23 protein-coding genes and 1 riboswitch are annotated in these 23,138 nt (G+C 55.6%); of the genes, 11 read left to right on the top strand and 12 right to left on the bottom strand.

The genetic code is table 11. The features are described 5' to 3' along the window. Window positions 1-34: 34 nt before the first annotated feature. Window positions 35-835: a bifunctional hydroxymethylpyrimidine kinase/phosphomethylpyrimidine kinase gene (gene thiD / locus PUP35_RS14690; RefSeq protein WP_115875817.1), complete on the bottom strand. Its 801-nt coding sequence runs from the start codon at window positions 833-835 to the stop codon at window positions 35-37. Then, entirely contained in the window at window positions 832-1,602 is a 771-nt protein-coding gene (gene thiM / locus PUP35_RS14695) for a hydroxyethylthiazole kinase (protein ID WP_115875818.1), read from the bottom strand. The genes thiD and thiM overlap by 4 nt, the downstream gene beginning before the upstream one ends. Window positions 1,603-1,637: 35 nt before the next feature. Continuing rightward, window positions 1,638-1,734, bottom strand: a riboswitch (TPP riboswitch). 615 nt (window positions 1,735-2,349) lie between these two features. On the opposite strand from thiM, the gene PUP35_RS14700 reads away from it, so the two are divergent. The 3 genes from PUP35_RS14700 to PUP35_RS14705 all read left to right on the top strand — a co-directional run bounded on the left by PUP35_RS14700 (window position 2,350) and on the right by PUP35_RS14705 (window position 4,098). Continuing rightward, window positions 2,350-3,186: a hypothetical protein gene (locus PUP35_RS14700; protein WP_274240344.1), complete on the top strand. Its 837-nt coding sequence runs from the start codon at window positions 2,350-2,352 to the stop codon at window positions 3,184-3,186. A gap of 57 nt (window positions 3,187-3,243) precedes the next feature. Then, window positions 3,244-3,423, top strand: coding sequence for a YadA-like family protein (locus PUP35_RS22035; protein WP_368077507.1), 180 nt, complete (start codon window positions 3,244-3,246; stop codon window positions 3,421-3,423). A gap of 213 nt (window positions 3,424-3,636) precedes the next feature. After that, window positions 3,637-4,098 carry a hypothetical protein gene (locus tag PUP35_RS14705; RefSeq protein ID WP_274240345.1) on the top strand — a complete coding sequence of 154 codons (462 nt, stop codon included), beginning with the start codon at window positions 3,637-3,639 and terminating at the stop codon, window positions 4,096-4,098. Between the two features lie 84 nt (window positions 4,099-4,182). Here PUP35_RS14705 and PUP35_RS14710 read toward each other — a convergent pair whose 3' ends face one another. Both PUP35_RS14710 and PUP35_RS14715 read right to left on the bottom strand, forming a co-directional pair. After that, the gene (locus PUP35_RS14710; protein WP_136195415.1) at window positions 4,183-5,616 is read right to left on the bottom strand and encodes a glycoside hydrolase family 32 protein; all 1,434 of its coding nucleotides are present in this window, start codon (window positions 5,614-5,616) and stop codon (window positions 4,183-4,185) included. Window positions 5,617-5,631: 15 nt separating this feature from the next. Next, the gene (locus PUP35_RS14715; RefSeq protein WP_274240346.1) at window positions 5,632-6,873 is read right to left on the bottom strand and encodes an MFS transporter; all 1,242 of its coding nucleotides are present in this window, start codon (window positions 6,871-6,873) and stop codon (window positions 5,632-5,634) included. Between the two features lie 238 nt (window positions 6,874-7,111). Between PUP35_RS14715 and PUP35_RS14720 the strand changes: the two genes are divergently transcribed. The 3 genes from PUP35_RS14720 to PUP35_RS14730 all read left to right on the top strand — a co-directional run bounded on the left by PUP35_RS14720 (window position 7,112) and on the right by PUP35_RS14730 (window position 11,314). Next, a complete protein-coding gene (locus tag PUP35_RS14720) occupies window positions 7,112-8,119 on the top strand; it encodes a LacI family DNA-binding transcriptional regulator (protein ID WP_274240347.1) in 1,008 nt (335 codons plus the stop codon). A gap of 333 nt (window positions 8,120-8,452) precedes the next feature. Then, window positions 8,453-9,829 (top strand): diaminobutyrate--2-oxoglutarate transaminase, encoded by a 1,377-nt coding sequence (locus PUP35_RS14725; protein WP_014884533.1) that lies wholly within the window; start codon window positions 8,453-8,455, stop codon window positions 9,827-9,829. Window positions 9,830-9,847: 18 nt separating this feature from the next. Further along, the gene (locus tag PUP35_RS14730) at window positions 9,848-11,314 is read left to right on the top strand and encodes a pyridoxal phosphate-dependent decarboxylase family protein (protein WP_069598543.1); all 1,467 of its coding nucleotides are present in this window, start codon (window positions 9,848-9,850) and stop codon (window positions 11,312-11,314) included. 36 nt (window positions 11,315-11,350) lie between these two features. Here PUP35_RS14730 and PUP35_RS14735 read toward each other — a convergent pair whose 3' ends face one another. Next, the gene (locus tag PUP35_RS14735) at window positions 11,351-11,866 is read right to left on the bottom strand and encodes a protein disulfide oxidoreductase (RefSeq protein WP_274240348.1); all 516 of its coding nucleotides are present in this window, start codon (window positions 11,864-11,866) and stop codon (window positions 11,351-11,353) included. A gap of 251 nt (window positions 11,867-12,117) precedes the next feature. On the opposite strand from PUP35_RS14735, the gene PUP35_RS14740 reads away from it, so the two are divergent. Further along, window positions 12,118-12,441 carry an RcnB family protein gene (locus PUP35_RS14740; RefSeq protein WP_048992494.1) on the top strand — a complete coding sequence of 108 codons (324 nt, stop codon included), beginning with the start codon at window positions 12,118-12,120 and terminating at the stop codon, window positions 12,439-12,441. Beyond that, complete coding sequence (locus PUP35_RS14745) at window positions 12,392-12,871, top strand: GNAT family N-acetyltransferase (protein ID WP_149366493.1); 480 nt, start codon at window positions 12,392-12,394, stop codon at window positions 12,869-12,871. Before PUP35_RS14740 ends, PUP35_RS14745 begins: the two co-directional genes overlap by 50 nt. 92 nt (window positions 12,872-12,963) lie before the next feature. Here the strand turns inward: PUP35_RS14745 and apbC are convergent, their stop codons facing one another. Then, entirely contained in the window at window positions 12,964-14,073 is a 1,110-nt protein-coding gene (gene apbC, locus PUP35_RS14750) for an iron-sulfur cluster carrier protein ApbC (protein WP_274240349.1), read from the bottom strand. Window positions 14,074-14,210: 137 nt separating this feature from the next. Between apbC and metG the strand changes: the two genes are divergently transcribed. After that, window positions 14,211-16,244 carry a methionine--tRNA ligase gene (metG, locus tag PUP35_RS14755; RefSeq protein ID WP_047652495.1) on the top strand — a complete coding sequence of 678 codons (2,034 nt, stop codon included), beginning with the start codon at window positions 14,211-14,213 and terminating at the stop codon, window positions 16,242-16,244. A 31-nt stretch (window positions 16,245-16,275) separates the two neighbouring features. On the opposite strand, the gene PUP35_RS14760 is transcribed toward metG, so the two are convergent. From PUP35_RS14760 to PUP35_RS14770, 3 genes are read right to left on the bottom strand one after another with little or no spacing between them, the layout of a single operon-like run. Continuing rightward, window positions 16,276-16,746 (bottom strand): DUF1456 family protein, encoded by a 471-nt coding sequence (locus tag PUP35_RS14760; protein WP_271368655.1) that lies wholly within the window; start codon window positions 16,744-16,746, stop codon window positions 16,276-16,278. 46 nt (window positions 16,747-16,792) lie between these two features. Next, window positions 16,793-17,512, bottom strand: coding sequence for a two-component system response regulator BtsR (gene btsR / locus PUP35_RS14765; protein ID WP_045908659.1), 720 nt, complete (start codon window positions 17,510-17,512; stop codon window positions 16,793-16,795). Next, window positions 17,506-19,191, bottom strand: coding sequence for a sensor histidine kinase (locus PUP35_RS14770; protein ID WP_274240350.1), 1,686 nt, complete (start codon window positions 19,189-19,191; stop codon window positions 17,506-17,508). The genes btsR and PUP35_RS14770 overlap by 7 nt, the downstream gene beginning before the upstream one ends. Before the next feature lie 217 nt (window positions 19,192-19,408). Between PUP35_RS14770 and mlrA the strand changes: the two genes are divergently transcribed. Continuing rightward, window positions 19,409-20,149, top strand: coding sequence for an HTH-type transcriptional regulator MlrA (gene mlrA / locus PUP35_RS14775; RefSeq protein WP_115875827.1), 741 nt, complete (start codon window positions 19,409-19,411; stop codon window positions 20,147-20,149). A gap of 69 nt (window positions 20,150-20,218) precedes the next feature. Next, complete coding sequence (locus tag PUP35_RS14780; RefSeq protein WP_008500895.1) at window positions 20,219-20,332, top strand: protein YohO; 114 nt, start codon at window positions 20,219-20,221, stop codon at window positions 20,330-20,332. On the opposite strand, the gene PUP35_RS14785 is transcribed toward PUP35_RS14780, so the two are convergent. The 3 genes from PUP35_RS14785 to PUP35_RS14795 are packed head-to-tail and all read right to left on the bottom strand — an operon-like array spanning window position 20,307 to window position 23,128. Beyond that, window positions 20,307-21,044 (bottom strand): ABC transporter permease, encoded by a 738-nt coding sequence (locus PUP35_RS14785; protein WP_274240351.1) that lies wholly within the window; start codon window positions 21,042-21,044, stop codon window positions 20,307-20,309. The two genes, PUP35_RS14780 and PUP35_RS14785, sit on opposite strands and share 26 nt — an antisense overlap. Beyond that, a complete protein-coding gene (locus tag PUP35_RS14790; RefSeq protein WP_274240352.1) occupies window positions 21,028-21,978 on the bottom strand; it encodes an ABC transporter ATP-binding protein in 951 nt (316 codons plus the stop codon). Before PUP35_RS14790 ends, PUP35_RS14785 begins: the two co-directional genes overlap by 17 nt. Continuing rightward, the gene (locus PUP35_RS14795; RefSeq protein ID WP_274240353.1) at window positions 21,971-23,128 is read right to left on the bottom strand and encodes an ABC transporter permease; all 1,158 of its coding nucleotides are present in this window, start codon (window positions 23,126-23,128) and stop codon (window positions 21,971-21,973) included. The genes PUP35_RS14790 and PUP35_RS14795 overlap by 8 nt, the downstream gene beginning before the upstream one ends. Window positions 23,129-23,138 lie beyond the last annotated feature (10 nt).

Genomic DNA, 23,138 nt, shown 5'->3' on the forward strand with positions numbered 1-23,138 from the left:
TCTCAGGCGTGGTGTTTCCTGCCAGTATACTGGGTTACCACCATGCATGAAAATGATGAACCGGCCCAATACCGTGACCGACTTCCAGAGTATCGGCTTTTGCCAGCGCCGCCGAGAGCCAGGCTTTCGCTTCGCTAACCGTATCGGCCCAGCCTTCATGCCGGGGACGCAGCGCCGCCAGCGCGGCGGAGAGCGTGCAGCCCGTGCCGTGGGTGTTTTTGGTCTGCACGCGCGGCGCGGTAAAACGTACTTCGCCATCGCGGGTAAAGAGCCAGTCCGGGCTTTCAGCGTCGTCAAGATGACCGCCCTTCATCAGCACCGCGCCGCAGCCCATCGCCAGCAGCGCGTTTCCCTGCGCTTTCATCTCGCGTTCAGTTTGCGCATGCGATGTACCTAACAGCGCGGCGGCTTCCGGCAGATTGGGCGTGATAAGCGCCACCTGCGGCAGCAGTTTTGTACGCAGCGTCTCCACGGCGGAGGCCGAAAGCAGCGGGTCACCGCTTTTTGCCAGCATAACGGTATCCAGCACCACGTTTTGCACCTGATAGCGTTTAAGCCGCTCGGCCACCGCTTCCACAATATCCGTCTCGGCCAGCATGCCGATCTTGGTGGTATCGATGCGCACGTCGCTGAACACAGAATCCAGCTGCGCGGCAACAAAATCCGGCTCGATACGGTAGACCGACTGCACGCCGCGCGTGTTTTGCGCCACCAGCGCGGTAATGACCGAGCAGCCGTACGCGCCAAGGGCGGAGAAGGTTTTCAGGTCAGCCTGGATACCCGCGCCGCCGCTGGGATCGGTGCCGGCAATGGTCAGGGCGTTAATCCGCTTCATGCCTGCTCCTCCAGCGTATAGAGCGCATCCAGGAACGCGCTGGCAAAACTGCCCGGGCCAAGGGAGTGCGTAACGGCTACCGTTCCGGCTCGCTTCATCCATCCGCAGACGGCTGCAATGTTATCCAGCCGGTCACCCGGCAGCGAACAGCTCGCCGCCACAACGGCAGAAAGCGCGCATCCGGTGCCTACCACGCGCGTCATCAGCGGATCGCCGCCGGTAACCGTTCGGGTACGTTGCCCGTCCGTGATGTAATCCACCTCGCCGGTGACGACCACAACGGCATTGGTCTGGCGGGCCAGCGCCTGTGCAGCGGGCACCGCGCTGGCGGCGGTATCGGTCGTATCAACGCCGCGCCCACCCGGGCTCATCCCGGCAAGAGCAAGGATTTCAGAGGCATTGCCCCGAATGGCCGCCGGTTTCAGGGCAAGAATTTGATGGCAAAAACGGGTGCGGAACGCCAGGGCGCCCACGGCAACCGGGTCCAGCGTCCAGGGCTTGCCTGCCGCCACCGCGCTCTCAATCGCCCGGCGCATCGACTGGGCGCGCGGCGCGGTCAGCGTGCCAACGTTGACCAGCAGCGCATCGGCGATCGCAGCAAACTGTTCAGCCTCTTCGGCCTCAATCACCATCGCGGGTGATGCGCCAAGCGCCAGCAGAACGTTGGCCGTAAAGGTCTGTACGACATCATTGGTCATACAATGGGTCAGCGGAGAACGGGTGCGGAAGTGATGTAAAACGTGTAAATCGAGCAGGTCAGGCTGCATGGGTTCGCTCCTGCCTTGCGTGAAGAAGCGATGACCGGGAAGGCATCTGACTTCCCTACGCTGGCATTATCCAGATCAGGTAATACGGGTATTTCTCAGCCTTCACAAGGAAGGGCACCCCGAGTCAAAATACTTTTAAAACAATGATTTATTGAAATCAATGTTCTCAATCAGTGTAACCGTGGCCACAGGTCAGGCGCAAGGGGTTTTGATTTATCACGGCAGCGATCGCGTTATGAATCTCCCTAAACACTTTTTCGCTAGCATCTTCAACATAAATATTTTCTCCTGGTATATCCCGGAACAAAAATGAGCTGAATTTATTTTCATTCGAAGCTGACGAAAGGTTCGATAATAAATAATCGGCAAAAACCCATAAATTTACATAAACTGTTATGTGTATTATTAACCAATTTTAATCAAAACACTTAAATACATTTAATGTATTGGTGTTTTATATCTAATTTGGCTCTCATCCATCATGAATCGCTATCTTATTGTATTATAAGATTATTAAGCCGAGCTTTTCTGGAACGGTTCGTTTTGCTATTCCTGCTATTTATGATTTAGATCAATAATCAAAATTACACATTCATAGATAGTTACTGCACGTTACGAAATAAGTTATCAAACCAAAATTTTCAACGTTAATAGTGAATTATTTCAGATATAACAAGACGTTGTATCTTCCCGCCAGGATAGCGCCCTTACTTTATTTTTTCTTGTAGTGATGATGAGAGCTTTAAAATGAAATATTTAAATACAACAGCTATCGCTGTTTTTGGTTTTGTGTTTGCTGGTTCAATGAATACTGCAAATGCTGCGGAAGTAAACATAAACCTTGACGATAACGTCAATAATCCAGGTGCTCACATTCAAATTCAGGGTACCGATAAAACCGCCTATAACCTTGATAACATCGAGGGGAGTAACATTAAGCAAGACGGGCAAATCTATAACCTTCAGGGCGATATTGACAGAGCAAATACAGCTATTAATAAAGCACAAGATACAGCTAACACCGCTCAAGATGGCGTAAATGCTAACACTCAAGCTAACGCTATCCTTAATCAGAAAGTCGACGATTACAAAGCAGATCAGACAATCACTGATAACAAACAGAATATATTGATTGATAACACTAATAATAAAGCAGACGCGGCTTTACAAGGCGTTATTACTAACGGTCAAGCAATCATTGATACAAACACGAGAGTAGATAAAACTGACATCACCGCGACCAATGCGAACAACAAAGCAGACGCCAACACTCAAGCGCTAGCAAGTAAGGTCGATAAAAGCATTTTCAACGCCGATCAGGATAGACAAGATCAAGCACTTCAGGATGCCTCTGGCAAAGCGACTCAGGCATTTAATACGGGCGCTTATGCGCAATCTTTAGCTGTCGATGCACAAACGGTAGCCGCAGCGAATAAAGCTGCTGTTGCTACCGTTCAGTCACGCCAGCAAACACAGGAAGCGACGATTCAGAATCACAGCGCACAATTAGCGAATCATGAATCACGTATTACTGCGTTAGAGAGTCAAAATAACGCTAAGTTCTCTTCTCTGGAGAATCAGTAGAATGAGGATCGCAAGGAATATCGTGCTGGTATCGCTGGCGCTGCTTCTCTTGCTGGTTTGCATTACGTTGATACAGATAACGCGGTTGCCGTCGGTGCTGCCAACTTCAAAGATGCGCAAGGTTATGCAATCGGCTACCGTCATAAGTTCGCTGAGAATGTAGCTGCTACCCTCTCTACATCAGGTACATCCAACGGCAATGAAATTGTTGCGGCGTCCGCATCTTACGGATGGTAATGTTACAGTATTAAAATAAAATGCCAGTGAGCTAAAAAAATCGCCCATGAGTTTTAATCAGCTGGCTATAACTCAATACATTGCTGCTCGCAAAGAAAATGACAAAGTACATTTTTATCTCCGCTGTTTTGTATCTCACTTTTATTTTATTAGGGATATGGATCGGCTTGATGTTAGGCACCTATATTTATAATTGTAATTACTGAGGCAATAATGAAAAAATTAATGATGATAGCGGCAGTATTATCTCTTGCTGCGTGTTCCTCACCAGCGCAACGGATGGCGGATTGTCAAAACAAGGGGGTGAGTAAAGATGCTTGTTATATTGCAGAGCAAAACCGCACTACAGCCATTAACGCTGCTGCAGAAAAACAGGCTTTGGAGAATGCTGCTCAACTTGCACAATCAGCACATAAGCCTTTTCCTGAAGGCTGCACTCAGGTTATGGATGCTGCGGGTCGTTGTGACAGCAAGCCTGCCAAAGCAAGCGGCGATGTTAAACAGTTTTCAGGTGAAGCGGATCGCGTTATGAATAAGCCAATCTCTGATGCTGCTGAATATCTGCTTTCGAAAGGCTGGAAGCCAAATAAGGGTTTATGGCACAAGGGTAGCTATATTATGCAGCTGGTTGTCGAGAAAGAGAGAGTTGTAAACGCACAATTATCAAAAATGTGATCTTAGCACTACGCTCCCTCCTGATAAGATTTACATAGCCCCATTTGTATGGGGCTTTATTTTAGCTCATGACTAAATACAGATTTACTCTAACTGCCACGCCCCGCCATGAATAAGCGATGCTCCTCCCGTCCAGGCAAATAACGCCAGCTCGCGGCATTCGGCATCAGGATAAATACGGCTGCTGAGGCACGCCTCACCTTCGTTAACAAACACTTCCACCGAAGAGCAGTCAAAGAACAGGCGCAGGCTGAGCGCGTCGTTCAGGTTAAGCGCGACGCTTCGGGTACCGCACAGGCCATACTGTGGATAGTGTCGCTCCAGCACCAGGCGCTGCATCTGCGCATCAACATAGAGGCGTAGGCCGTCGCCGAGACGAATGCCGTATTGCTCCGCGCTGCTATTCGTGCAATCCCATTGCAGAATGACCTCCATCGCATCGCAGTGTTCCACCAGCGTCATCTGCTGGTTATTAAGTGTACTTATCGGCCAGGGGAACCACGCTCCGCGCAGGGCTTCAACTTCTCTGGCTGGCCGCATTTGCAGATGGTTATCCGCACTCAGCGTCAGCTCGCGCGGTAAAGAAAGCATACCCGCCCAGCCATCCTGCTGTTCCGGCAGGGGCGATTCCCACATGTCCAGCCAGCCGATAACAATGCGGCGGCCGTCAGGAGTCAGGAAACTTTGCGGCGCATAGAAATCATGCCCGCGATCCATCTCCACAAACTCACCTTCAGGCACAAAGGGCTGACCAGGCTGCCATTCACCTACCAGGTAGCCGCTCTGGAAAAGATTGCGATGATTAAATCCGTCTGCGGTGAGTCCCTGAGGTGAGAACATCAGCACGCGTTTACCGTTGAGGGTAAAAAAGTCCGGACATTCCCACATATAACCCATCTCTTTTTCAGCCACCGCGAGCACGCCCCTGTCCTGCCACTCGCGCAGATCGGCAGAGCGATAAACACGTACCTGGCCCATATCACCCTCCCGCGCACCAACGACCATGTACCACCACGCCCCTTCACGCCATACCTTCGGATCGCGGAAGTGATGCAGCCCGGGCGGTGTATTAATGACTGTCCCGTGCCGCACAAACTGGATGCCGTCACGGCTGGTTGCCAGGCACTGAACCTGGTAGAGATTAGCCTCATCGCCAGGATCGCCGTGGAATTTGTGGCCGGTGTAGATCAGCGCCAGAGTGTCGCCATCCACCACCGCCGAGCCAGAAAAACAGCCGTCCTTGTCGTCAGGTCCTTCCGGTGCCAGCGCAACAGGGAGGTGCTCCCAGTGAACTAAATCCTTGCTGCGCGCATGGCCCCAGTGCATCGGCCCCCACTGGGTCGAATACGGATGATGCTGGTAAAACGCGTGATACCAGCCGTCAAACCACACCAGGCCATTAGGGTCGTTCATCCAGCCAGCTCGCGCAGCGAGGTGGTAACGGGGATACCAGCGCAGGTTAAGCCCTTCGCGTCTGGACTGAAGTTCCTGTTCTGCTTTCGTAATGGAATACGTCATTTCTCTACTCTTTGATCAGATGGTGGAAGGTTGCGGCATGAGCGGGTCAGAAGAGGACTTACCCGAGCGCAACAGGAAGATGGAGATAAACGTGGTGCTGAAGACCAGTAGCCCCATGATGAGATAGGACTGGGCAAAGCCGTATTTCTCATAGCTGTAACCTGCCAGCGGCGACAGCACCGAGGCAATCACCGAGCTTGTACAGGCAAAGCCCACCAGATAGAGGGTGGAAGAGAGTCGCTTATCAAAATGCAGGCTGTTGTATTTAAAGATGGAGACCAGCAAAACGGGCAGCTCAACCGCGTGCAATAGCTTGGTAATGGAGATCAACACCGGTCCCTCAACCAGACCCGATGCCACCATACGCATCGCCATCACCATTCCGGCGAAAATCAGGCCGTTTTTCGCACCGAGGCGATTCACCAGCCACGGGGCGCAAAACATGCCCGCCGCCTCAAGGAAAACCTGGAAGGAGTTGAGATAGCCGTACATGGCGTTTCCTTCCTGCAGCGTCGGGAACTGTGAGGAGAAATAGACCGGGAACTGCTGGTCGTAGACGCCATAAATACAGGTGCCGATAACAAAAAACACCAGCGCCCAGAACCGCGGTAGCGTCAGCAGGCGCAAGGCATCTTCCAGCGTGACCTTACCGCCGGATACCGCCTCCTGCATGGCGTGCGGGGCCGAAGAGACTCTTAGGCGCGCCAGCAAAACAAAAAACACCAGCCCGGCGCAGCTCGCGACAGCAAAGTTCAGCTTCGGGTTAATGTTAAACAGGAGCCCCGCAAAAAAGGTTGCCGCCGCCCAGCCCAGCGATCCCCACATCCTCGCCTTGCCGAACTCAAACTGGCTCTGGCGGGCCACGCGCTCGGTATAGGACTCCAGTACCCCTATTCCGCCGTTAAACGTCAGCCCGATATAAATCCCACCGAAAATACTGCCGAGCAACACGTTAATCTTCAGCAGATAACCAAACATCAGGAAGGCCGGGCCAGAAAGAATGAGCAGGCTGGTCAGAAACCAGAGCAGGTTTTTGCGCAGGCCGAGCTTGTCCTGAATGAAGCCGTAGCAGATTTGCGCGCACAGCGCGGAGACGGACAGCACGGCATAGATGACTCCCGTATCCCCTGCCTTTAACCCCACCTCCTGATGGAGCCAGATAGAGAGCAACGAGCCGGAAGATGACCATGTGACAAAAAAGAAAAACAGTAATGCGCTTAATAAAGGGTAGCTGTGAGAGTGATGCGTTTTCATCATGACATTCTCATATTGGAGTAATGACATTATGGTAACGTTAACATTTATGCTTTCTCATACGGTTTGGCGGAAATTTAAGATGTTAATCACGAAAGTTAACGTTAACATTGATAGAATGAGATCGCGATCAAATATTCATCACTGAATTAAATATGGCCTGGCCTGTGCATCAGCCTTCCTTTTACAGCAGCGACTTAGTTGTATACCCTTTCCCGCAGAGCATTAACGGAGTAAGAAAATGGCTTCCCTGAAGGACGTCGCAAAGCTGGCTAACGTATCGCTGATGACGGTCTCCCGCGCGCTGAATAGCCCGGAGCGCCTTAAACCTGAAACGCTGGCGCGCGTTCAGCTGGCTATCGAGCAGACCAGCTACGTTCCTGACCTGTCCGCCAAGAAAATTCGCGGCGCGCATGCCTCGCCTAAAACCATAGGCGTACTGGCGCTCGATACGGTGACGACACCTTTTTCGGTGGAGATCACGCTGTCAATTGAAGAGACGGCCAGAATGCACGGCTGGAACAGCTTCGTGATGAATATGTTTTCCGATGACAACCCGGACGCCATTGTCGACCTTCTTCTCTCTCATCGGCCTGACGGAATTATCTACACCACCATGGGGCTACGTCAGGTTCCTCTCCCGGCTAAACTCCTCACCCTTCCCTGCGTGCTGGCCAACTGCGAAAGTGACGGCGAAAAGGTTGCCAGCTATATTCCCGATGATGAACAGGGGCAATATACCGCCGTGCGGGCGTTACTCGCGGAGGGTTATCGACGACCTCTCTGCCTGCATTTGCCTGAGGGGCATCTGGCCACAACCCGTCGTCGTCAGGGGCTGGAGCGTGCATGCCGTGAAGCGGGGCTCGATCCGGACGGCCTGGCGCACAGCTATATGGCACCCGGCGATGAGCACTACCGCGACATTCCGTCAGTGTTGCTGGCTCACATCCAGAATGGCATTCCCCGGTTTGACGCGGTTATCTGCGGCAACGATCGTATCGCGTTTATGGTGTACCAGACGCTGCTGGGGCAAGGGCTTCGCATACCGGAAGATGTCGCCGTTATCGGCTATGACAATATGGTGGGCATTGGGGAGCTGTTCCTTCCTCCTCTCACGACGGTACAACTGCCGCACTATGAAATTGGTCGCCTGAGCGCCCTGCATATTATTAACGGTGAAGAGCATCTGGAAACCACGCGCGTAGAAAGCCCATTTTTACTGCGTGATTCCGTTGCGCATGTAACGTAAGCCTGCTTTTTTGCCCATGACGCAAAAACAGGAAGCGTCCCCCCTCTTTTTTGCCGTTCGATGGCACGTTTTGTCACACTCTTTTCCGTGTCTTTACACACCGGGTAAACGGGCCGTAACGCGCTGTTTTTATTTGGCATAAAATGCAATTTTCTTTTTAAAAATGGGGATATTTTCTCCCCACAGCCGCGTGTCACAAAACAGTAAACAAATTAACCATTGAGCCCCGTGGCAAAAGGCTCTATATTGGCGGCGTTTTTTTCAGGCCCCCATCTGTTTTTTAACTTTTTATTCAATCGTGGCTCATAACGAAGCGGCGGTTGTAGGAGTGATATGATGACGGATAAAGTCCGTATTGACACCGTAGATGCCCACAAAAGCAACGAAACCTATCTGGCCCGTCAGGCCGAGTTTGAATCTAACGTCAGGAGTTATCCGCGCAAACTGCCTTTAGCCATCACTAAAGCAGAAGGCGTGTGGATCACCGATGCAGATAATAAAGAATACCTTGACTGTTTAGCAGGCGCGGGGACCCTTGCGCTTGGCCATAACCATCCTGATGTGCTGAAAAGCATCCAAAATGTCATTACCAGCGGCTTGCCGTTACATACCCTGGATCTGACTACGCCTCTGAAAGACGCGTTTTCTGAATACCTGCTCTCTCTGCTGCCTGGTCAGGGCAAAGAGTACTGCCTGCAGTTCACCGGTCCCTCCGGTGCTGACGCCGTTGAAGCGGCGCTGAAGCTGGCGAAAAAAGTGACCGGTCGTAGCGGTATCATCAGCTTCTCTGGTGGTTACCACGGCATGACTCACGGCGCACTGTCCGTGACCGGCAACCTGTCTCCGAAAGAAGCGGTTGACGGTATGATGCCAGAAGTCCAGTTCATGCCTTACCCGCACGAATACCGTTGCCCGCTGGGTATCGGTGGTGAAGCGGGCGTGAAAGCGCTGACTTACTACTTTGATAACCTGATCAACGACGTTGAAAGCGGCGTGCGTAAGCCTGCTGCGGTGATCCTGGAAGCCGTTCAGGGCGAAGGCGGCGTGAACCCGGCTCCGGCTGAGTGGCTGCAGCGCATCCGTAAAGTGACTCAGGAACACGGCATTCTGCTGATCCTCGACGAAGTTCAGGCTGGCTTTGCCCGTACCGGTAAATTCTTCGCCTTCGAACACGCGGGCATCGAGCCAGACATCATCGTGATGTCTAAAGCAGTAGGTGGCGGTCTGCCGCTGGCCGTGCTCGGCATCAAAAAGCAGTTCGACGCATGGGCCCCAGGTCACCACACCGGTACCTTCCGCGGCAACCAGCTGGCGATGGCAACCGGTCTGACGACGCTGAAAATCCTGAAAGACCAGAACATCGCAGGCAAGGTGGCGGCACAGGGCGAATGGCTGAAAGGCCAGCTGAAAGAGATGGCGAAACGTTATCCGGTTATCGGTCACGTTCGCGGTCTGGGCATGATGATCGGTATCGAGATCGTTAAGCCACACGAAGCCGCAGACCACATGGGCTGCTTCCCGGGCGACGGCGAGCTGTCTGCACTGATTCAGAAGAAGTGCTTCGAAGCCGGTCTGATTCTGGAGCGCGGTGGTCGTAACGGTATCGTTCTGCGTCTGCTGCCGTCTCTGCTGATCAGCGATGAAGAGCTGAAGATCTTCCTGGATAAATTTGAGCAGGCACTGCTTGCTGCGGGCGTTCGCCCGGCGTAACCGGAGTTATTGATTACGATGTCTGATTCAAACCCAATTTTGTTCTCCTCTGCGCAGAGCATTGAAGCTTACCAGCAGGCGATTGAACAAAGCACTCAGGCTGTGATGCAGTGGCTGAAGCAGCCTGAGATGTACCAGGGCAAAACGGTCGCGGAACTGCGCGACCGTATTAAGCTGGATTTCAACCCGAAAGGGCTGGGCAACGAAGCGGCGATTGAACGCGCCGTGGAGTTCTTCCTGAAAGACAGCCTGTCCGTTCATCACCCGCAGTGTGTGGCGCACCTGCACTGCCCAAGCCTGGTCGTAAGCCAGGCGGCGGAAGTGCTGATCAACGCCACTAACCAGAGTATGGACTCCTGGGATCAAAGCCCGTCCGCAACCATTATTGAGATCAAACTGATCGAGTGGCTGCGTACCCGCGTGGGTTATCAGGCTGGCGACGCAGGTGTCTTCACCAGCGGCGGTACCCAGAGCAACCTGATGGGCCTGATGCTGGCGCGCGATGCGTTCTTTGCGCGTCAGGGTCATTCCGTTCAGCAGGACGGTCTGGTGGGCGATCTGCGTAAGATCCGCGTACTGTGCTCAGAAAACGCGCACTTCTCCGTGCAGAAAAACATGGCGCTGATGGGCCTGGGCTACCAGTCCGTGGTGCAGGTGAAAACGGACGAATTCTCCCGCATGGATCTGACCGATCTGGCGGCGAAAATTGAACAGTGCAATGCGAACGGCGAGCAGATTCTGGCGATCGTCGCGACGGCAGGTACCACCGATGCCGGTGCTATCGACCCGCTGCGCGCGATTGCAGAACTGGCTGCGAAGCAGAACATCTGGGTACACGTTGATGCAGCCTGGGGCGGCGCGCTGCTGATGTCTGAGCAGTATCGTCACTACCTTGACGGCATTGAGCTGGTGGATTCAGTGACCCTGGACTTCCACAAACAGTTCTTCCAGACCATCAGCTGCGGCGCGTTCCTGCTGAAAGAAGCGCGTCACTATGAGCTGATGCGCTATCAGGCGGCTTACCTGAACTCCGAGTTCGACGAAGAGGCGGGCGTGCCTAACCTGGTGTCCAAATCTCTGCAGACCACCCGTCGTTTCGACGCGCTGAAGCTGTGGATGAGCCTGGAAGCGCTGGGTCAGGAGCAATACGCGGCGATCATCGATCACGGCGTGACCCTGGCGCAGCAGGTTGCGGCCTACGTGAAAGCGCAGCCTGCGCTGGAACTGGTTATGCAGCCGCAGCTGGCAAGCGTTCTGTTCCGCTTCCGCGGTCAGGTGCAGACGGATGACGCGGGCATCGCCCTGCTGAACCAGAAAATTGGTGACGCGCTGCTGGAATCCGGCCGTGCGAACGTCGGTGTGACCGAGCATAACGGCGTGACCTGCCTGAAGCTGACGCTGCTGAACCCAACCGTGACGCTGGAAGATATCAAAATCCTGCTGTCTCTGGTTGAGCGCACCGCACAGGAAGTTCTGGCTAAGTAACACAAAACCCCTCTTCCGCCGGGAGAGGGGTTATTTTTACAGCCCTGCCCACCACATCCTAAATTTCAATCCCCAGTAGCTCGTCCAGCCCGTTGTGGTACTCACCACGTTCCCCTTCGACACAACCACCAGAGTTGGCGTGACGCTCACTTGCCATTGCTGCGACAAAGCACCGTTTGCATCGTTAATCACCGGCATTTTCAGCTGTTTCTTTTCAACCCAGCGCGCAAGCTTTGCATTGTCACCAGAACGCATGGCGATACTCACCACGTTCCCTCCCTCTTCTGCCAGTTGATTAACCGAGGGCGTCGTATAACGGCATATGCTGCACCAGGTCGCCCAGACGTAAATCAGCAGCGGGCGCTCCTGGCTGAGCGCCGCGATATCGTGAATGTTGCCTTCGATGCTCTGCATCGGTGTTGCGCTAAAACTGGCGGGGAGCATCGGTTTTCGGTATTGATCCACACCCCACACTACGGCCAGCGTCAGCAGAACGAGTATTATCCCTTCCCGCGCCCAGCGGCGTAGTCGATTGATTTTGCGGTTGTCCATTGTGACCTCGTGTTTTAACGGAGGTCATCTTAGCGGGCATTACACCACTATGCTGTAAAGAAGTGTCGCGTCTGTTTGCTGGTGAAGATCATTTCATCGATGAGGCTTACCAAACGGAAAACGGTTATCAGGTAGGTTCATTTTTGTTACATTTTTTTTCGAACAAGCCATAGTCTGATATTTAAAATAGGCAGGTTGCCGTATTGTTGACAGGCAAAATCAAACTTAAAAACCGTTCAACTGGAGAAAAAATGGCTAAGTGTAAATGGCTGCTTCTGGGTGTCGTGATGTCTCTGGCAAGCGCGGCGAATGCAGCACCACAAGCGGCATCCGGCATCAAGGCCTATGAAGAACAAGAGTTCATCGCTGACTTCACGAAATTCAAAATTGGCGACACGGCGCCGGCGCAGTATCAAACGCCGGAGTACACCATCAAACAGTACCAGCTGCGTAACCTGCCGGCTCCGGATGCCGGAACCCACTGGACCTACATGGGCGAGAACTATGTGCTGATCGGCGATGCGGATGGCAAAATCTACAAAGCCTACAATGGAGATATTTTCTATCACCGCTAATACCATCCTGATTCGCCCCTGGCAGGAAAGCGATCGCCCTTTCCTGCGCACGCTTTTCCTCCACGCCCGGCGTGAAGCCTGGCCATGGCTGGACGGTTCAGACTGGCAGCTTGAAGACTTTGACGCGGTAACGCGTGACGAAGTGATTTGGGTTGCCACGCAGAACGGCCATCGCCTGGGTTTTGCTTCTGTCTGGACGAACGATAATTTCCTGCACAATCTGTTTGTAGATCCGCAGTATCAGAGCATGGGCGTCGGGCATGAGTTGCTTGAACACGTGCAGAAAACGTTTACCAGTACGGGATCGCTTAAGTGCCTGGTGAAGAATGCGCGGGCTATTGCGTTTTACCAGCGGCACGGCTGGCACATTGAGGCGACGGGTGATTCTCCGGACGGAGAGTACTATCTGATGCATTATCGGCTAGAGTAAGTCAGGTGGCGCTTCGCTTACCTGACCTACAAAACCGTATTTCATAGGCCGGGTAAGGCGAAGCCGCCACCCGGCAATCCAGCGCTGGGGAATTACACCGCGCGGAACGCGATTTCGCCCGGGATCACTTCGCCCTGCCAGTAGAGCTGCGCCGCAACGCGTCCCGCCAGCTGGCGATACATATCTGCAAATTCGCTGTCCGGACGGCTGACGACCGTCGGTTTTCCGCTGTCCAAATCTTCACGCAGGGTAATGTGCAGCGGCATCTGCCCAAGCAGTTGGGTGTGATACTTCGCGGCCAGTTTTTCTGCGCCACCGGTACCGAAGATAGGTTCGTGGTGACCGCAGTTGCTGCAGATGTGCATGCTCATGTTCTCAACGATACCGAGCACCGGCACTTCCACCTTCTCGAACATTACGATGCCTTTTTTGGCGTCGATCAGCGCGATATCCTGCGGCGTGGTAACCACAACGGCACCCGTGACCGGAATGTTTTGCGCCAGCGTCAGCTGAATGTCACCGGTGCCCGGCGGCATATCCAGTACCAGATAATCCAGATCCGGCCACATCGTTTCCTGCAGCATCTGCAGCAGCGCTTTGCTGGCCATCGGGCCGCGCCAGACCATGGCGTTATCGTCAGTCACCAGATAACCGATGGAGTTGGTCGCCAGACCGTGAGCCATGATTGGCGCCATGTGGGTGCCGTCCGGCGAGGTTGGACGCTGGTTTTCCGCACCCAGCATGTTCGGAATAGACGGACCGTAGATATCCGCATCCAGAATGCCGACCTTTGCCCCTTCCGCCGCCAGCGCGAGCGCCAGGTTAACGGCGGTAGAGGATTTCCCTACCCCACCCTTACCCGAGCTGACGGCAATGATATTTTTCACGCCGTTCACGCCAGGCTGGTTTTTCACGCGCTTCAGCGTGGCGATGCTGTGGCTCAGCTTCCAGTCAATCGCCTTCGCGCCGGTAATGCGCAGCAGCTCAGAGCTGGTCTGCTCTTTCAGTGCGTCAAAGGCGCTGGTCCAGACGAACGGCATCTGCAGTTCAATGTGCAGGGTATCGTCCAGCCAGGCAACGTGGTGTAACGCTTTCAGCGTAGTGAGATTTTGCTTCAGGGTTGGATGCTGAAAGTTAGCCAGCGTCCCGGCGACCATTGCTCGTAAGGCTTCCGGTGATTTGGCCTGGGATTGAGAACTCATCCCGACTCCTTTGTTCTTGTGAATAAGACCTTAGATGAACAAGTTTACCTGAAAGGCCGTGGTTTGTGCTTACTTAATAATGCCCCTTTTGGTAATATCGAAAACCCTTTTCACAGTTAAAAGAAGTAATGCCTACTATGACTCAAGTCGCGAAGAAAATTCTGGTAACGTGCGCACTGCCGTACGCCAACGGCTCAATCCACCTCGGCCACATGCTGGAGCATATCCAGGCTGATGTCTGGGTCCGTTACCAGCGAATGCGCGGCCACGAGGTTAATTTCATCTGTGCGGACGATGCCCACGGCACGCCGATCATGCTTAAAGCGCAGCAGCTGGGGATCTCCCCGGAGCAGATGATTGCCGAAATGAGTCAGGAGCATCAGACTGATTTTGCTGGCTTTGACATCAGCTATGACAACTATCACTCCACGCACAGCGACGAAAACCGCGAGCTGTCGGAGCTGATCTACACCCGTCTGAAAGAGAATGGTTTTATCAAAAACCGCACCATCTCTCAGCTGTACGATCCGGAAAAAGGCATGTTCCTGCCGGACCGTTTCGTCAAAGGCACCTGTCCGAAATGTAAATCCCCGGACCAGTACGGCGATAACTGCGAAGTGTGCGGCGCAACCTACAGCCCGACCGAGCTTATCGAGCCGAAATCCGTGGTTTCAGGCGCCACGCCTGTGATGCGTGACTCCGAGCATTTCTTCTTCGACCTGCCGTCCTTCAGCGAAATGCTGCAGGCGTGGACCCGCAGCGGCGCGCTGCAGGAGCAGGTGGCGAACAAAATGCAGGAGTGGTTCGAATCCGGCCTGCAGCAGTGGGATATCTCCCGCGATGCGCCGTACTTCGGCTTTGAAATCCCGAACGCGCCGGGCAAATACTTCTACGTCTGGCTGGACGCGCCAATCGGCTACATGGGCTCCTTCAAGAACCTGTGCGACAAGCGTGGCGACACCGTCAGCTTCGACGAATACTGGAAGAAAGATTCCACGGCAGAGCTGTACCACTTCATCGGTAAAGACATCGTTTACTTCCACAGCCTGTTCTGGCCGGCCATGCTGGAAGGCAGCAACTTCCGCAAGCCAACCAACCTGTTCGTACACGGCTACGTGACGGTGAACGGCGCCAAGATGTCCAAGTCCCGCGGTACGTTCATCAAAGCCAGCACCTGGCTGAACCACTTCGATGCGGACAGCCTGCGCTACTACTACACCGCGAAGCTCTCTTCCCGCATCGACGATATCGACCTGAACCTGGAAGATTTCGTGCAGCGCGTGAACGCGGACATCGTCAACAAGGTGGTGAACCTGGCCTCCCGTAACGCGGGCTTTATCGCCAAACGCTTTGACGGCGTGATGGCGGCTGAACTGGCTGACCCTGCCCTGTACAAAACCTTTACCGACGCGGCAGCTACCATTGGCGACGCGTGGGAAACTCGTGAGTTCGGTAAAGCCGTGCGCGAAATCATGGCGTTGGCCGACCTGGCAAACCGCTATGTGGACGAGCAGGCACCGTGGGTTGTCGCTAAACAGGAAGGTCGCGATGCCGATCTGCAGGCGATCTGCTCTATGGGCATCAACCTGTTCCGCGTGCTGATGACGTACCTGAAGCCGGTTCTGCCACAGCTGGCGGCCCGTGCCGAAGCGTTCCTGAACACCGAACTGACCTGGGATGCCATCCAGCAGCCGCTGCTCGGCCACAAGGTGAACACCTTTAAAGCGCTGTACAACCGCATCGAGATGAAGCAGGTTGAAGCCCTGGTGGAAGCGTCTAAAGAAGAGGTTAAAGCGGCTGCGGCACCGGTTACCGGCCCGCTGGCAGACGATCCGATTCAGGAAACCATTACCTTCGACGATTTCGCTAAAGTCGACCTGCGCGTGGCGCTGATTGAGAACGCGGAGTTCGTGGAAGGCTCTGACAAGCTGCTGCGCCTGACGCTGGATCTGGGCGGCGAGAAGCGTAACGTCTTCTCCGGCATCCGTTCTGCGTATCCGGACCCGCAGGTGCTGATTGGCCGTCAAACCGTGATGGTGGCGAACCTGGCGCCGCGTAAAATGCGCTTCGGCATCTCTGAAGGGATGGTGATGGCCGCAGGCCCTGGCGGGAAAGATATCTTCCTGTTAAGCCCTGACGAAGGCGCGAAGCCGGGTCAGCAGGTGAAATAACAAAAAAGCCGGAGATTATCTCCGGCTTTTTTTATGGTTTAGGGTGATGCACCCGATGGGTCAGCCCGCGCAGGAAATTACGCAGGAACTGGTCGCCGCACTCGCGGTAGTTTTTATGATCCGGCGCGCGCATCATGGCGGTGACTTCCGGCACGGATACGCGGAATTTTTGCTCGGTCATGATCGCCACGATATCGTCCGTTTTCAGCGAGAACGCGATACGCAGCTTTTTCAGCACCGTGTTATTGTTCACGCGACGCTCCAGCGCCAGCTCTGGCGCGGCAGGATCTTTGCCACGCTTATCGTAAATCAGGCCGTTCAGGAAACCCGACAGAATGATATCAGGGCAGCGGACAAAGCCCTCTTCGTCTTCTTTGGTCATCCACGTGTCAAAACCCGCAGACGTGGATTCCATGTCGGACAGCGCAAGAATGCGCACCATGTCGTTATTGTTCGCTTTCAGGGTGTAGCGCAGGCTACGAAGAATATCGTTACTTAGCATAGAGCCTTCGAATGTCGATGATGCAATGGCGCGCAGTGTACCAGCTTTACAGCCCAATCGCCTCTTTCAAACTCTTCAGGTAGCGGCGGCTGACGGGTACCGTTTGCCCGGCACGCAGCACCAGTTCGGCCTGGCCGTTATCTTCCAGGCGGATCTCCTTCAGGTGCGCCATGTTCACCAGATACTGGCGGTGGCAGCGGATCAGCGGCGTGCGGCTCTCGAGCGTGCGAAGGGTCAGCTCGGTAAATCCTTCGTTCCCTTCCGCGCTGGTGACAAACACCCCGCTCAGGCGGCTGCTGACGAACGCCACGTCATCCATCTGCAGAAGATAGATCCGGCTGTGTCCGGTGCAGGGGATAAACTTCAGCGGCTGCTGGTTCTCCGGCAGCAGCGTGACGTCCTGTGCGGTCCTCTCCTGGCGTAAACGGGTGAGCGTTTTTTCAAGGCGCTTCTCTTCGATCGGCTTGAGCAGATAGTCAAACGCGTGCTCCTCAAAGGCCTTAACGGCATATTCGTCGAACGCCGTCAGAAACACGATGTAGGGACGATGTTCCGGGTCGAGCATGCCGACCATCTCCAGGCCGCTGATGCGGGGCATCTGAATATCAAGGAACAGCACGTCCGGGCGCAGCTTGTGCACCGCGCCGATGGCCTCAATGGCGTTGGCGCACTCACCCACAATCTCAATATCCGGCTGCTCCTGCAGCAGAACGCGCAGGTTTTCCCGTGCCAGCGGCTCATCATCCACAATCAGCACTCTTAACATGCGTTCTCCTCCAGCGGCAGTCGTACGGTAATACGGGTAAATCGGTCGGGCTCGCAGGCGACGGTTATGCCACAGTCATCGCCAAAATGGGCACGCAGGCGTTTATCCACCAGGCTCATCCCTAAACCGCCGGAGGCGGAAGGCTGATAAAGTCCGGCATTATCTTCAATATCCAGCACCAGGTGATGGTTGAAACGGCTGGCGGCAATGGTTATCTCCCCTGTACCCAGAAGCTGTGACGTGCCGTGCTTAATGGCGTTTTCGACAATAGGCTGCAGGGTAAAAGCCGGGAGGTGCTGATACGCCAGCTCGTCCGGCACGGAGAGCGTCACCTGCAGGCGCGACTGGAAACGCGCCTGCTCAATCTGCAGATAGGCGTTCACGTGCTCAATCTCGTCGGCGAGGGTCACGATCTCAGACGGCCGCTTCAGGTTCTTGCGGAAAAAGGTCGACAGAAACTGCACCAGCTGCGCGGCCTGATCGCTGTCGCGGCGGATCACCGCTTTGAGCGTGTTGAGGGCATTAAACAGGAAATGCGGGTTGACCTGGGCATGCAGCAGCTTAATTTCAGACTGCGTCAGCAGGGCTTTCTGCCGCTCATACTGTCCGGCGAGGATTTGTGCGGACAGCAGCTGGGCTATCCCCTCCCCCAGCGTGCGGTTGATCGAGCTGAAAAGACGGTTTTTTGCCTCATACAGCTTGATAGTCCCCATCACCCGCTGATTTTCCCCGCGCAGCGGAATCACCAGCGTGGAGCCCAGCTTGCACTGCGGATGCAGCGAACAGCGATAAGGCACTTCGTTACCGTCGGCATACACCACCTCGCCGGTTTCAATGGCGCGCAGCGTGTAGGCTGAAGAGATCGGTTTGCCCGGCAGATGGTGATCGTCCCCTGTGCCGGTAAAGGCCAGCAGCCGCTCGCGGTCGGTTATGGCCACCGCGCCGATATCCAGCTCCTTGTAGAGCACCTGCGCGACCTTCATGCTGTTTTCTTCGTTAAACCCCTGGCGCAGGATCCCTTCGGTCGAGGCGGCGACCTTCAGCGCCGTGGCGGAAAACGCCGAGGTGTACTTCTCAAACATAGCGCGCTTGTCGAGCAGAATGCGCATAAACAGCGCCGCACCCACGGTGTTAGTCACCATCATCGGGGCGGCAATGCTGTTGACCAGGTGCAGCGCATCTTCAAACGGACGCGCAATGAGCAGAATGATCGCCATCTGCGCCATTTCGGCCACAAAGGTAATGGCACCTGCGGTGAGCGGGCTGAAGACTTTATCCGGACGGCCGCGCTTAATCATATAGCTGTGCACCAGGCCGCCGAGCAGCCCTTCCACGATCGTGGAGATCATGCAGCTCAGGGCCGTCATCCCGCCCATGGAATAGCGATGCAGCCCCCCGGTTAAACCGACAAGGCCACCGACGACGGGACCGCCCAGCAGCCCCCCCATCACCGCGCCAATCGCGCGCGTGTTGGCAATAGAGTCTTCGATATGGAGACCAAAATAAGTCCCCATGATGCAGAAAATAGAGAAGGTGACGTAGCAGAGCAACTTATGCGGCAGACGAACGGTGACCTGCATCAGCGGGATAAACAGGCGCGTTTTGCTCATCAGCCAGGCAATGACAAGAAACACGCACATCTGCTGAAGCAACAGCAGCACCAGATTAAACTCGTACATACTCAAAACCGCACACGCTAAAAACGCGTAACATACACTGATGCGGGGTTACTTTCTTTGAAGCATTCCAAAAAAGCACAAAATCGTGTCCGTTATCACACCTTTTTCTGAATATCGTGCATGCTTCGCATTGTTTGTTCAAAAATCAATCAACCCTTCCTGGTTCGCAAAAGTGGGTCTACAGTTAAGCTGGGAACGCGTAAGCCAGGGGGCGAATATGGCGTTTTACACGATAGGTGAAGTGGCACTCCTTTGTGATATCAATCCCGTTACCCTACGGGCGTGGCAGCGACGGTATGGATTGCTCAAACCGCAAAGGACCGACGGCGGGCATCGCCTTTTCAATGAGGCCGATATTGACCGCATCCGCGAGATTAAGAGCTGGATCGACAACGGGGTGCAGGTCGGCAAAGTGAAGTCTCTGCTGAGCCACGACGACCCGGACACGCAGCACCTCTGGCGCGAACAGCAGGAAACCCTGCTGCGGCTCCTGCAGGCGGGCAATCTTCAGCGCCTGCGCGCATGGATAAAAGAGCAGGGCCGCGACTATCCGGCACAGACGCTGATCTCCCATCTTTTCATCCCGCTCCGTCGACGCCTGCAGTGCCAGCAGTCCACCCTGCAGGCGCTGCTCAGCATGCTCGACGGGGTGCTGATCAACTATATTGCCGTCTGCCTTGCCTCAGCGAAGAACAAAGCCGGAAAAGATGCGCTGGTAGTCGGCTGGAACGTGCACGATACCACCCGCCTGTGGCTGGAAGCGTGGATTGCTACCCAGAAGGGCTGGCGCGTGGATGTTCTGGCGCACTCGCTGGCTCAGCTTAAGCCTGAGTTTTTCGACGGCCAGACCCTGCTGGTCTGGTGTGGCGAAGTGCCGTCCGCCACGCAGCAGCAGCTGCTGATGGAATGGCGAGAAAATGGTTACCCGGTTTATTCCCTTGGGCCGGATGAGCCATAACGGCATTTAATGGTTCATTAACAGCTGCGCTTCACCGTATAATTGTTCCGTTAACAACAGGAGCACATGATGAAGGCAACCAAACTGGCCATTATTACCCTTTTTGTCCTGATGGCCGTGAGCGGTATCGGCGGCGTGATGCTGGCAGGGTACTCGTTTATTGTTCGCGGCGGTGTCGGCTGAGGTACAGCGTCAGCCGCTCAAAAAGGCGATCGACGACGATGGCCGCCAGCGCGACCAGCACCGCCCCCTGCACAATATAAGCCGTATTAAACCCGCTTAAGCCGATAATGATCGGCGTCCCCAGCGTATTGGCACCGACCGTCGACGCAATGGTCGCCGTCCCGATGTTAATGATGACCGACGTGCGGATCCCGGCAATAATAACCGGCGCCGCAAGCGGCAGTTCAACCTTGCGCAGCCGCTGGCCGCGACTCATCCCCATCCCTTCTGCCACGCTCAGCACTGACGCCGGTACCGCCGCGAGGCCCGCTAGCGTGCCCTGCAGCACCGGCAATACGCCGTATAGAATCAGCGCAATGATCGCCGGCTGCTGACCAAAGCCCATCACCGGAACCGCTATCGCCAGCACCGCCACCGGGGGAAACGTCTGACCAATGGCCGCAATCGTCTCCACCAGCGGGCGAAACTCCCGACCCGCAGGCCGCGTGACCGCGATGCCCGCCCCCACGCCCAGCACGATCGCGACAGCGCTTGAGAGCGCAACCAGCCAGAGATGCGCCAGGGCGAGATTAATAAAGCTCTCCTGCTGATACACCGGCCGCGGCAGCCCGGGAAAGAGGCTGTTAAACAGCGCCGCGCTGTGGGGCATCAGAAACAGCAAGGCGACAAAGAGCGCTACCAGCCAGAGGAGCAGATCACGCAGTGCCTTCACGCGTCACCTCCCCGGCCAGGAGATCGCGAAAATGTAAGGTTCCGCACGGCGTCCCGCCGGAGTCCGAGACGGGCAATACCTCGCACTGGCGCGCGACAAACGCGGAGAGCGCATCCCGCAGGCTCATCTGCGCCTGCAGCGGTTCGCCGCTCACCGGCACCGCCTCCCGGCGCATATAGTCGCTGACCGTTCGCAGGGAGAGCAGCCTGACGCCCAATTCGCTGCGGCCAAAAAACTCGCGCACAAAGTCGTTCTTCGGCCAGGTTAATAGCTCAAGCGGCGAGCCCTGCTGCACCACTTCGCCATGATCCATCAGCACCAGATGGTCGGCCAGGCGCAGGGCTTCATCAATATCGTGCGTCACGAGAACGATCGTGCGTCCGAGAATGCGGTGAATGCGGGTCATCTCCACCTGCAGCGCCCCGCGCGTAACCGGATCCAGCGCGCCAAAGGGTTCATCCATTAGCAGTACCTGCGGGTTGGCCGCCAGCGCGCGCGCCACGCCCACGCGCTGCTGCTGCCCGCCGGAAAGCTGGTGCGGATAGCGATCGCGCAGCGCGGGCTCTAACCCCAGCAGGGACATCAGTTCATCCACCCGGTCAGCGATTTTCGCCCGCGACCACTTCTCCAGCTGCAGCACGGTGGCGATGTTCTGCGCCACCGTCCAGTGGGGAAACAGGCCGATAGACTGAATGGCATAGCCCATCCGACGGCGCAGCTCCAGCACCGGCAGGCTGCGGATCTCTTCTCCGGCAAAGCGAATCAGCCCGCTGTCATGCTCAACCAGACGGTTGATCATCTTCAGCGTGGTGGATTTTCCCGAGCCCGAGGTGCCAATCAGCACGGAAAACGCCCCCTCGGCAAAGTTCAGGTTCAGATGGCTCGCCGCCGGGCGACCGGCAAAGGTTTTACTGACATCATGAAATTCAATCATTGGCTCTTCTCCCGAGCAGCGCGAGCCATAAGGCAAACAATGCGTCGACGACCACCGCCAGCGCAATCGTGGGCACCACGCCCAATAGCACCAGATCCAGAGCGCTGCTCAGCAGCCCCTGGAACACCAGCGCGCCAAAGCCACCCGCGCCAATCAGCGCCGCAATCACCGCCATGCCGACGGTCTGGACCGCCACCACACGCAGGCTGCGCAGCAGCAGGGGCAGCGCCAGCGGGAGCTGTATTTTCCAGAAACACTGCCGCGCGCTCATTCCCATCGCATGGGCGCTTTCCAGCACGTCAGGCGCGACCTGACCTAAGCCCGCGACCACGCCGCGCACCAGCGGAAGCAGCGCATACAGCACCAGCGCGATAAGCGCGGGCGTTAACCCCGTCCCGGCGACACCGAGCGTTCCGAGCACCGGGAATGACTTCACCAACCCGGCCAGCGGCGCAATCAGCAGGCCAAACAGCGCAACGGAAGGAATGGTCTGGATAACGTTGAGTACGGCAAATACCCCACCCTGGCGTGAAGGATGGCGATAGCACCACATGCCAAGGGGGATCCCAACCAGAAGCGCCGGAACGAGCGTACCGAAGAGGATCGTCAGGTGCTGCGCGAGGGCATCATCAAACACCTCCTGACGGTTGGCGTACTCTTTTAACAGCGAGAGGTTTTTCAGCTCACCGCTGAACAGCAGGAACAATGGAATACACCATATCTGCGCATTGAGCACCCAGCGCCAGACCGCGCTGGCGATGAGTCGACGAATGGCATCGCTGCAGGCCAGCAGACACAGCGCCAGCCACAGCCAGAGGCCGCTGCCGATAGTGGTTCTCGCGAGCGGACTTTCCGCCGATGCCATATGCGTCGCCGCCAGCCCGGCGCTCCAGAACAGCACGATGAAGAGTCCTTCAGAGAGGAGCAGCGTCAGCCACTGCGCCGGGCGTCCCTGCCAGAGCGACAGGATCACCCACGCGCTCAGCGACGCCACAAGCCACGCCGGCGTAAACGACCAGACCTGCCAGAGCGCTTTGCCCTCCCCCGACATCAGGCGGTTTGGGGCAACGTTGACAAACGGTAACGCGACCGCCGCGATGGCCACGCAGGCCAGCAGCAGCAGGACGCGGTTATGACATTTTATTGGCACAGCCCTTTCC

This window comes from Enterobacter sp. S-33 (assembly GCF_028735835.1).
Lineage (GTDB): Bacteria > Pseudomonadota > Gammaproteobacteria > Enterobacterales > Enterobacteriaceae > Enterobacter > Enterobacter vonholyi.

Excerpts from the sequence above, each read along its gene's own strand:
- thiD (WP_115875817.1), bottom strand. The coding sequence starts at position 835 with ATGAAGCGGATTAACGCCCTGACCATTGCCGGCACCGATCCCAGCGGC.
- thiM (WP_115875818.1), bottom strand. The coding sequence starts at position 1,602 with ATGCAGCCTGACCTGCTCGATTTACACGTTTTACATCACTTCCGCACC.
- PUP35_RS14700 (WP_274240344.1), top strand. The coding sequence starts at position 2,350 with ATGAAATATTTAAATACAACAGCTATCGCTGTTTTTGGTTTTGTGTTT.
- PUP35_RS14705 (WP_274240345.1), top strand. The coding sequence starts at position 3,637 with ATGAAAAAATTAATGATGATAGCGGCAGTATTATCTCTTGCTGCGTGT.
- PUP35_RS14710 (WP_136195415.1), bottom strand. The coding sequence starts at position 5,616 with ATGACGTATTCCATTACGAAAGCAGAACAGGAACTTCAGTCCAGACGC.
- PUP35_RS14715 (WP_274240346.1), bottom strand. The coding sequence starts at position 6,873 with ATGATGAAAACGCATCACTCTCACAGCTACCCTTTATTAAGCGCATTA.
- PUP35_RS14720 (WP_274240347.1), top strand. The coding sequence starts at position 7,112 with ATGGCTTCCCTGAAGGACGTCGCAAAGCTGGCTAACGTATCGCTGATG.
- PUP35_RS14725 (WP_014884533.1), top strand. The coding sequence starts at position 8,453 with ATGATGACGGATAAAGTCCGTATTGACACCGTAGATGCCCACAAAAGC.
- PUP35_RS14730 (WP_069598543.1), top strand. The coding sequence starts at position 9,848 with ATGTCTGATTCAAACCCAATTTTGTTCTCCTCTGCGCAGAGCATTGAA.
- PUP35_RS14735 (WP_274240348.1), bottom strand. The coding sequence starts at position 11,866 with ATGGACAACCGCAAAATCAATCGACTACGCCGCTGGGCGCGGGAAGGG.
- PUP35_RS14740 (WP_048992494.1), top strand. The coding sequence starts at position 12,118 with ATGGCTAAGTGTAAATGGCTGCTTCTGGGTGTCGTGATGTCTCTGGCA.
- PUP35_RS14745 (WP_149366493.1), top strand. The coding sequence starts at position 12,392 with ATGGCAAAATCTACAAAGCCTACAATGGAGATATTTTCTATCACCGCT.
- apbC (WP_274240349.1), bottom strand. The coding sequence starts at position 14,073 with ATGAGTTCTCAATCCCAGGCCAAATCACCGGAAGCCTTACGAGCAATG.
- metG (WP_047652495.1), top strand. The coding sequence starts at position 14,211 with ATGACTCAAGTCGCGAAGAAAATTCTGGTAACGTGCGCACTGCCGTAC.
- PUP35_RS14760 (WP_271368655.1), bottom strand. The coding sequence starts at position 16,746 with ATGCTAAGTAACGATATTCTTCGTAGCCTGCGCTACACCCTGAAAGCG.
- btsR (WP_045908659.1), bottom strand. The coding sequence starts at position 17,512 with ATGTTAAGAGTGCTGATTGTGGATGATGAGCCGCTGGCACGGGAAAAC.
- PUP35_RS14770 (WP_274240350.1), bottom strand. The coding sequence starts at position 19,191 with ATGTACGAGTTTAATCTGGTGCTGCTGTTGCTTCAGCAGATGTGCGTG.
- mlrA (WP_115875827.1), top strand. The coding sequence starts at position 19,409 with ATGGCGTTTTACACGATAGGTGAAGTGGCACTCCTTTGTGATATCAAT.
- PUP35_RS14780 (WP_008500895.1), top strand. The coding sequence starts at position 20,219 with ATGAAGGCAACCAAACTGGCCATTATTACCCTTTTTGTCCTGATGGCC.
- PUP35_RS14790 (WP_274240352.1), bottom strand. The coding sequence starts at position 21,978 with ATGATTGAATTTCATGATGTCAGTAAAACCTTTGCCGGTCGCCCGGCG.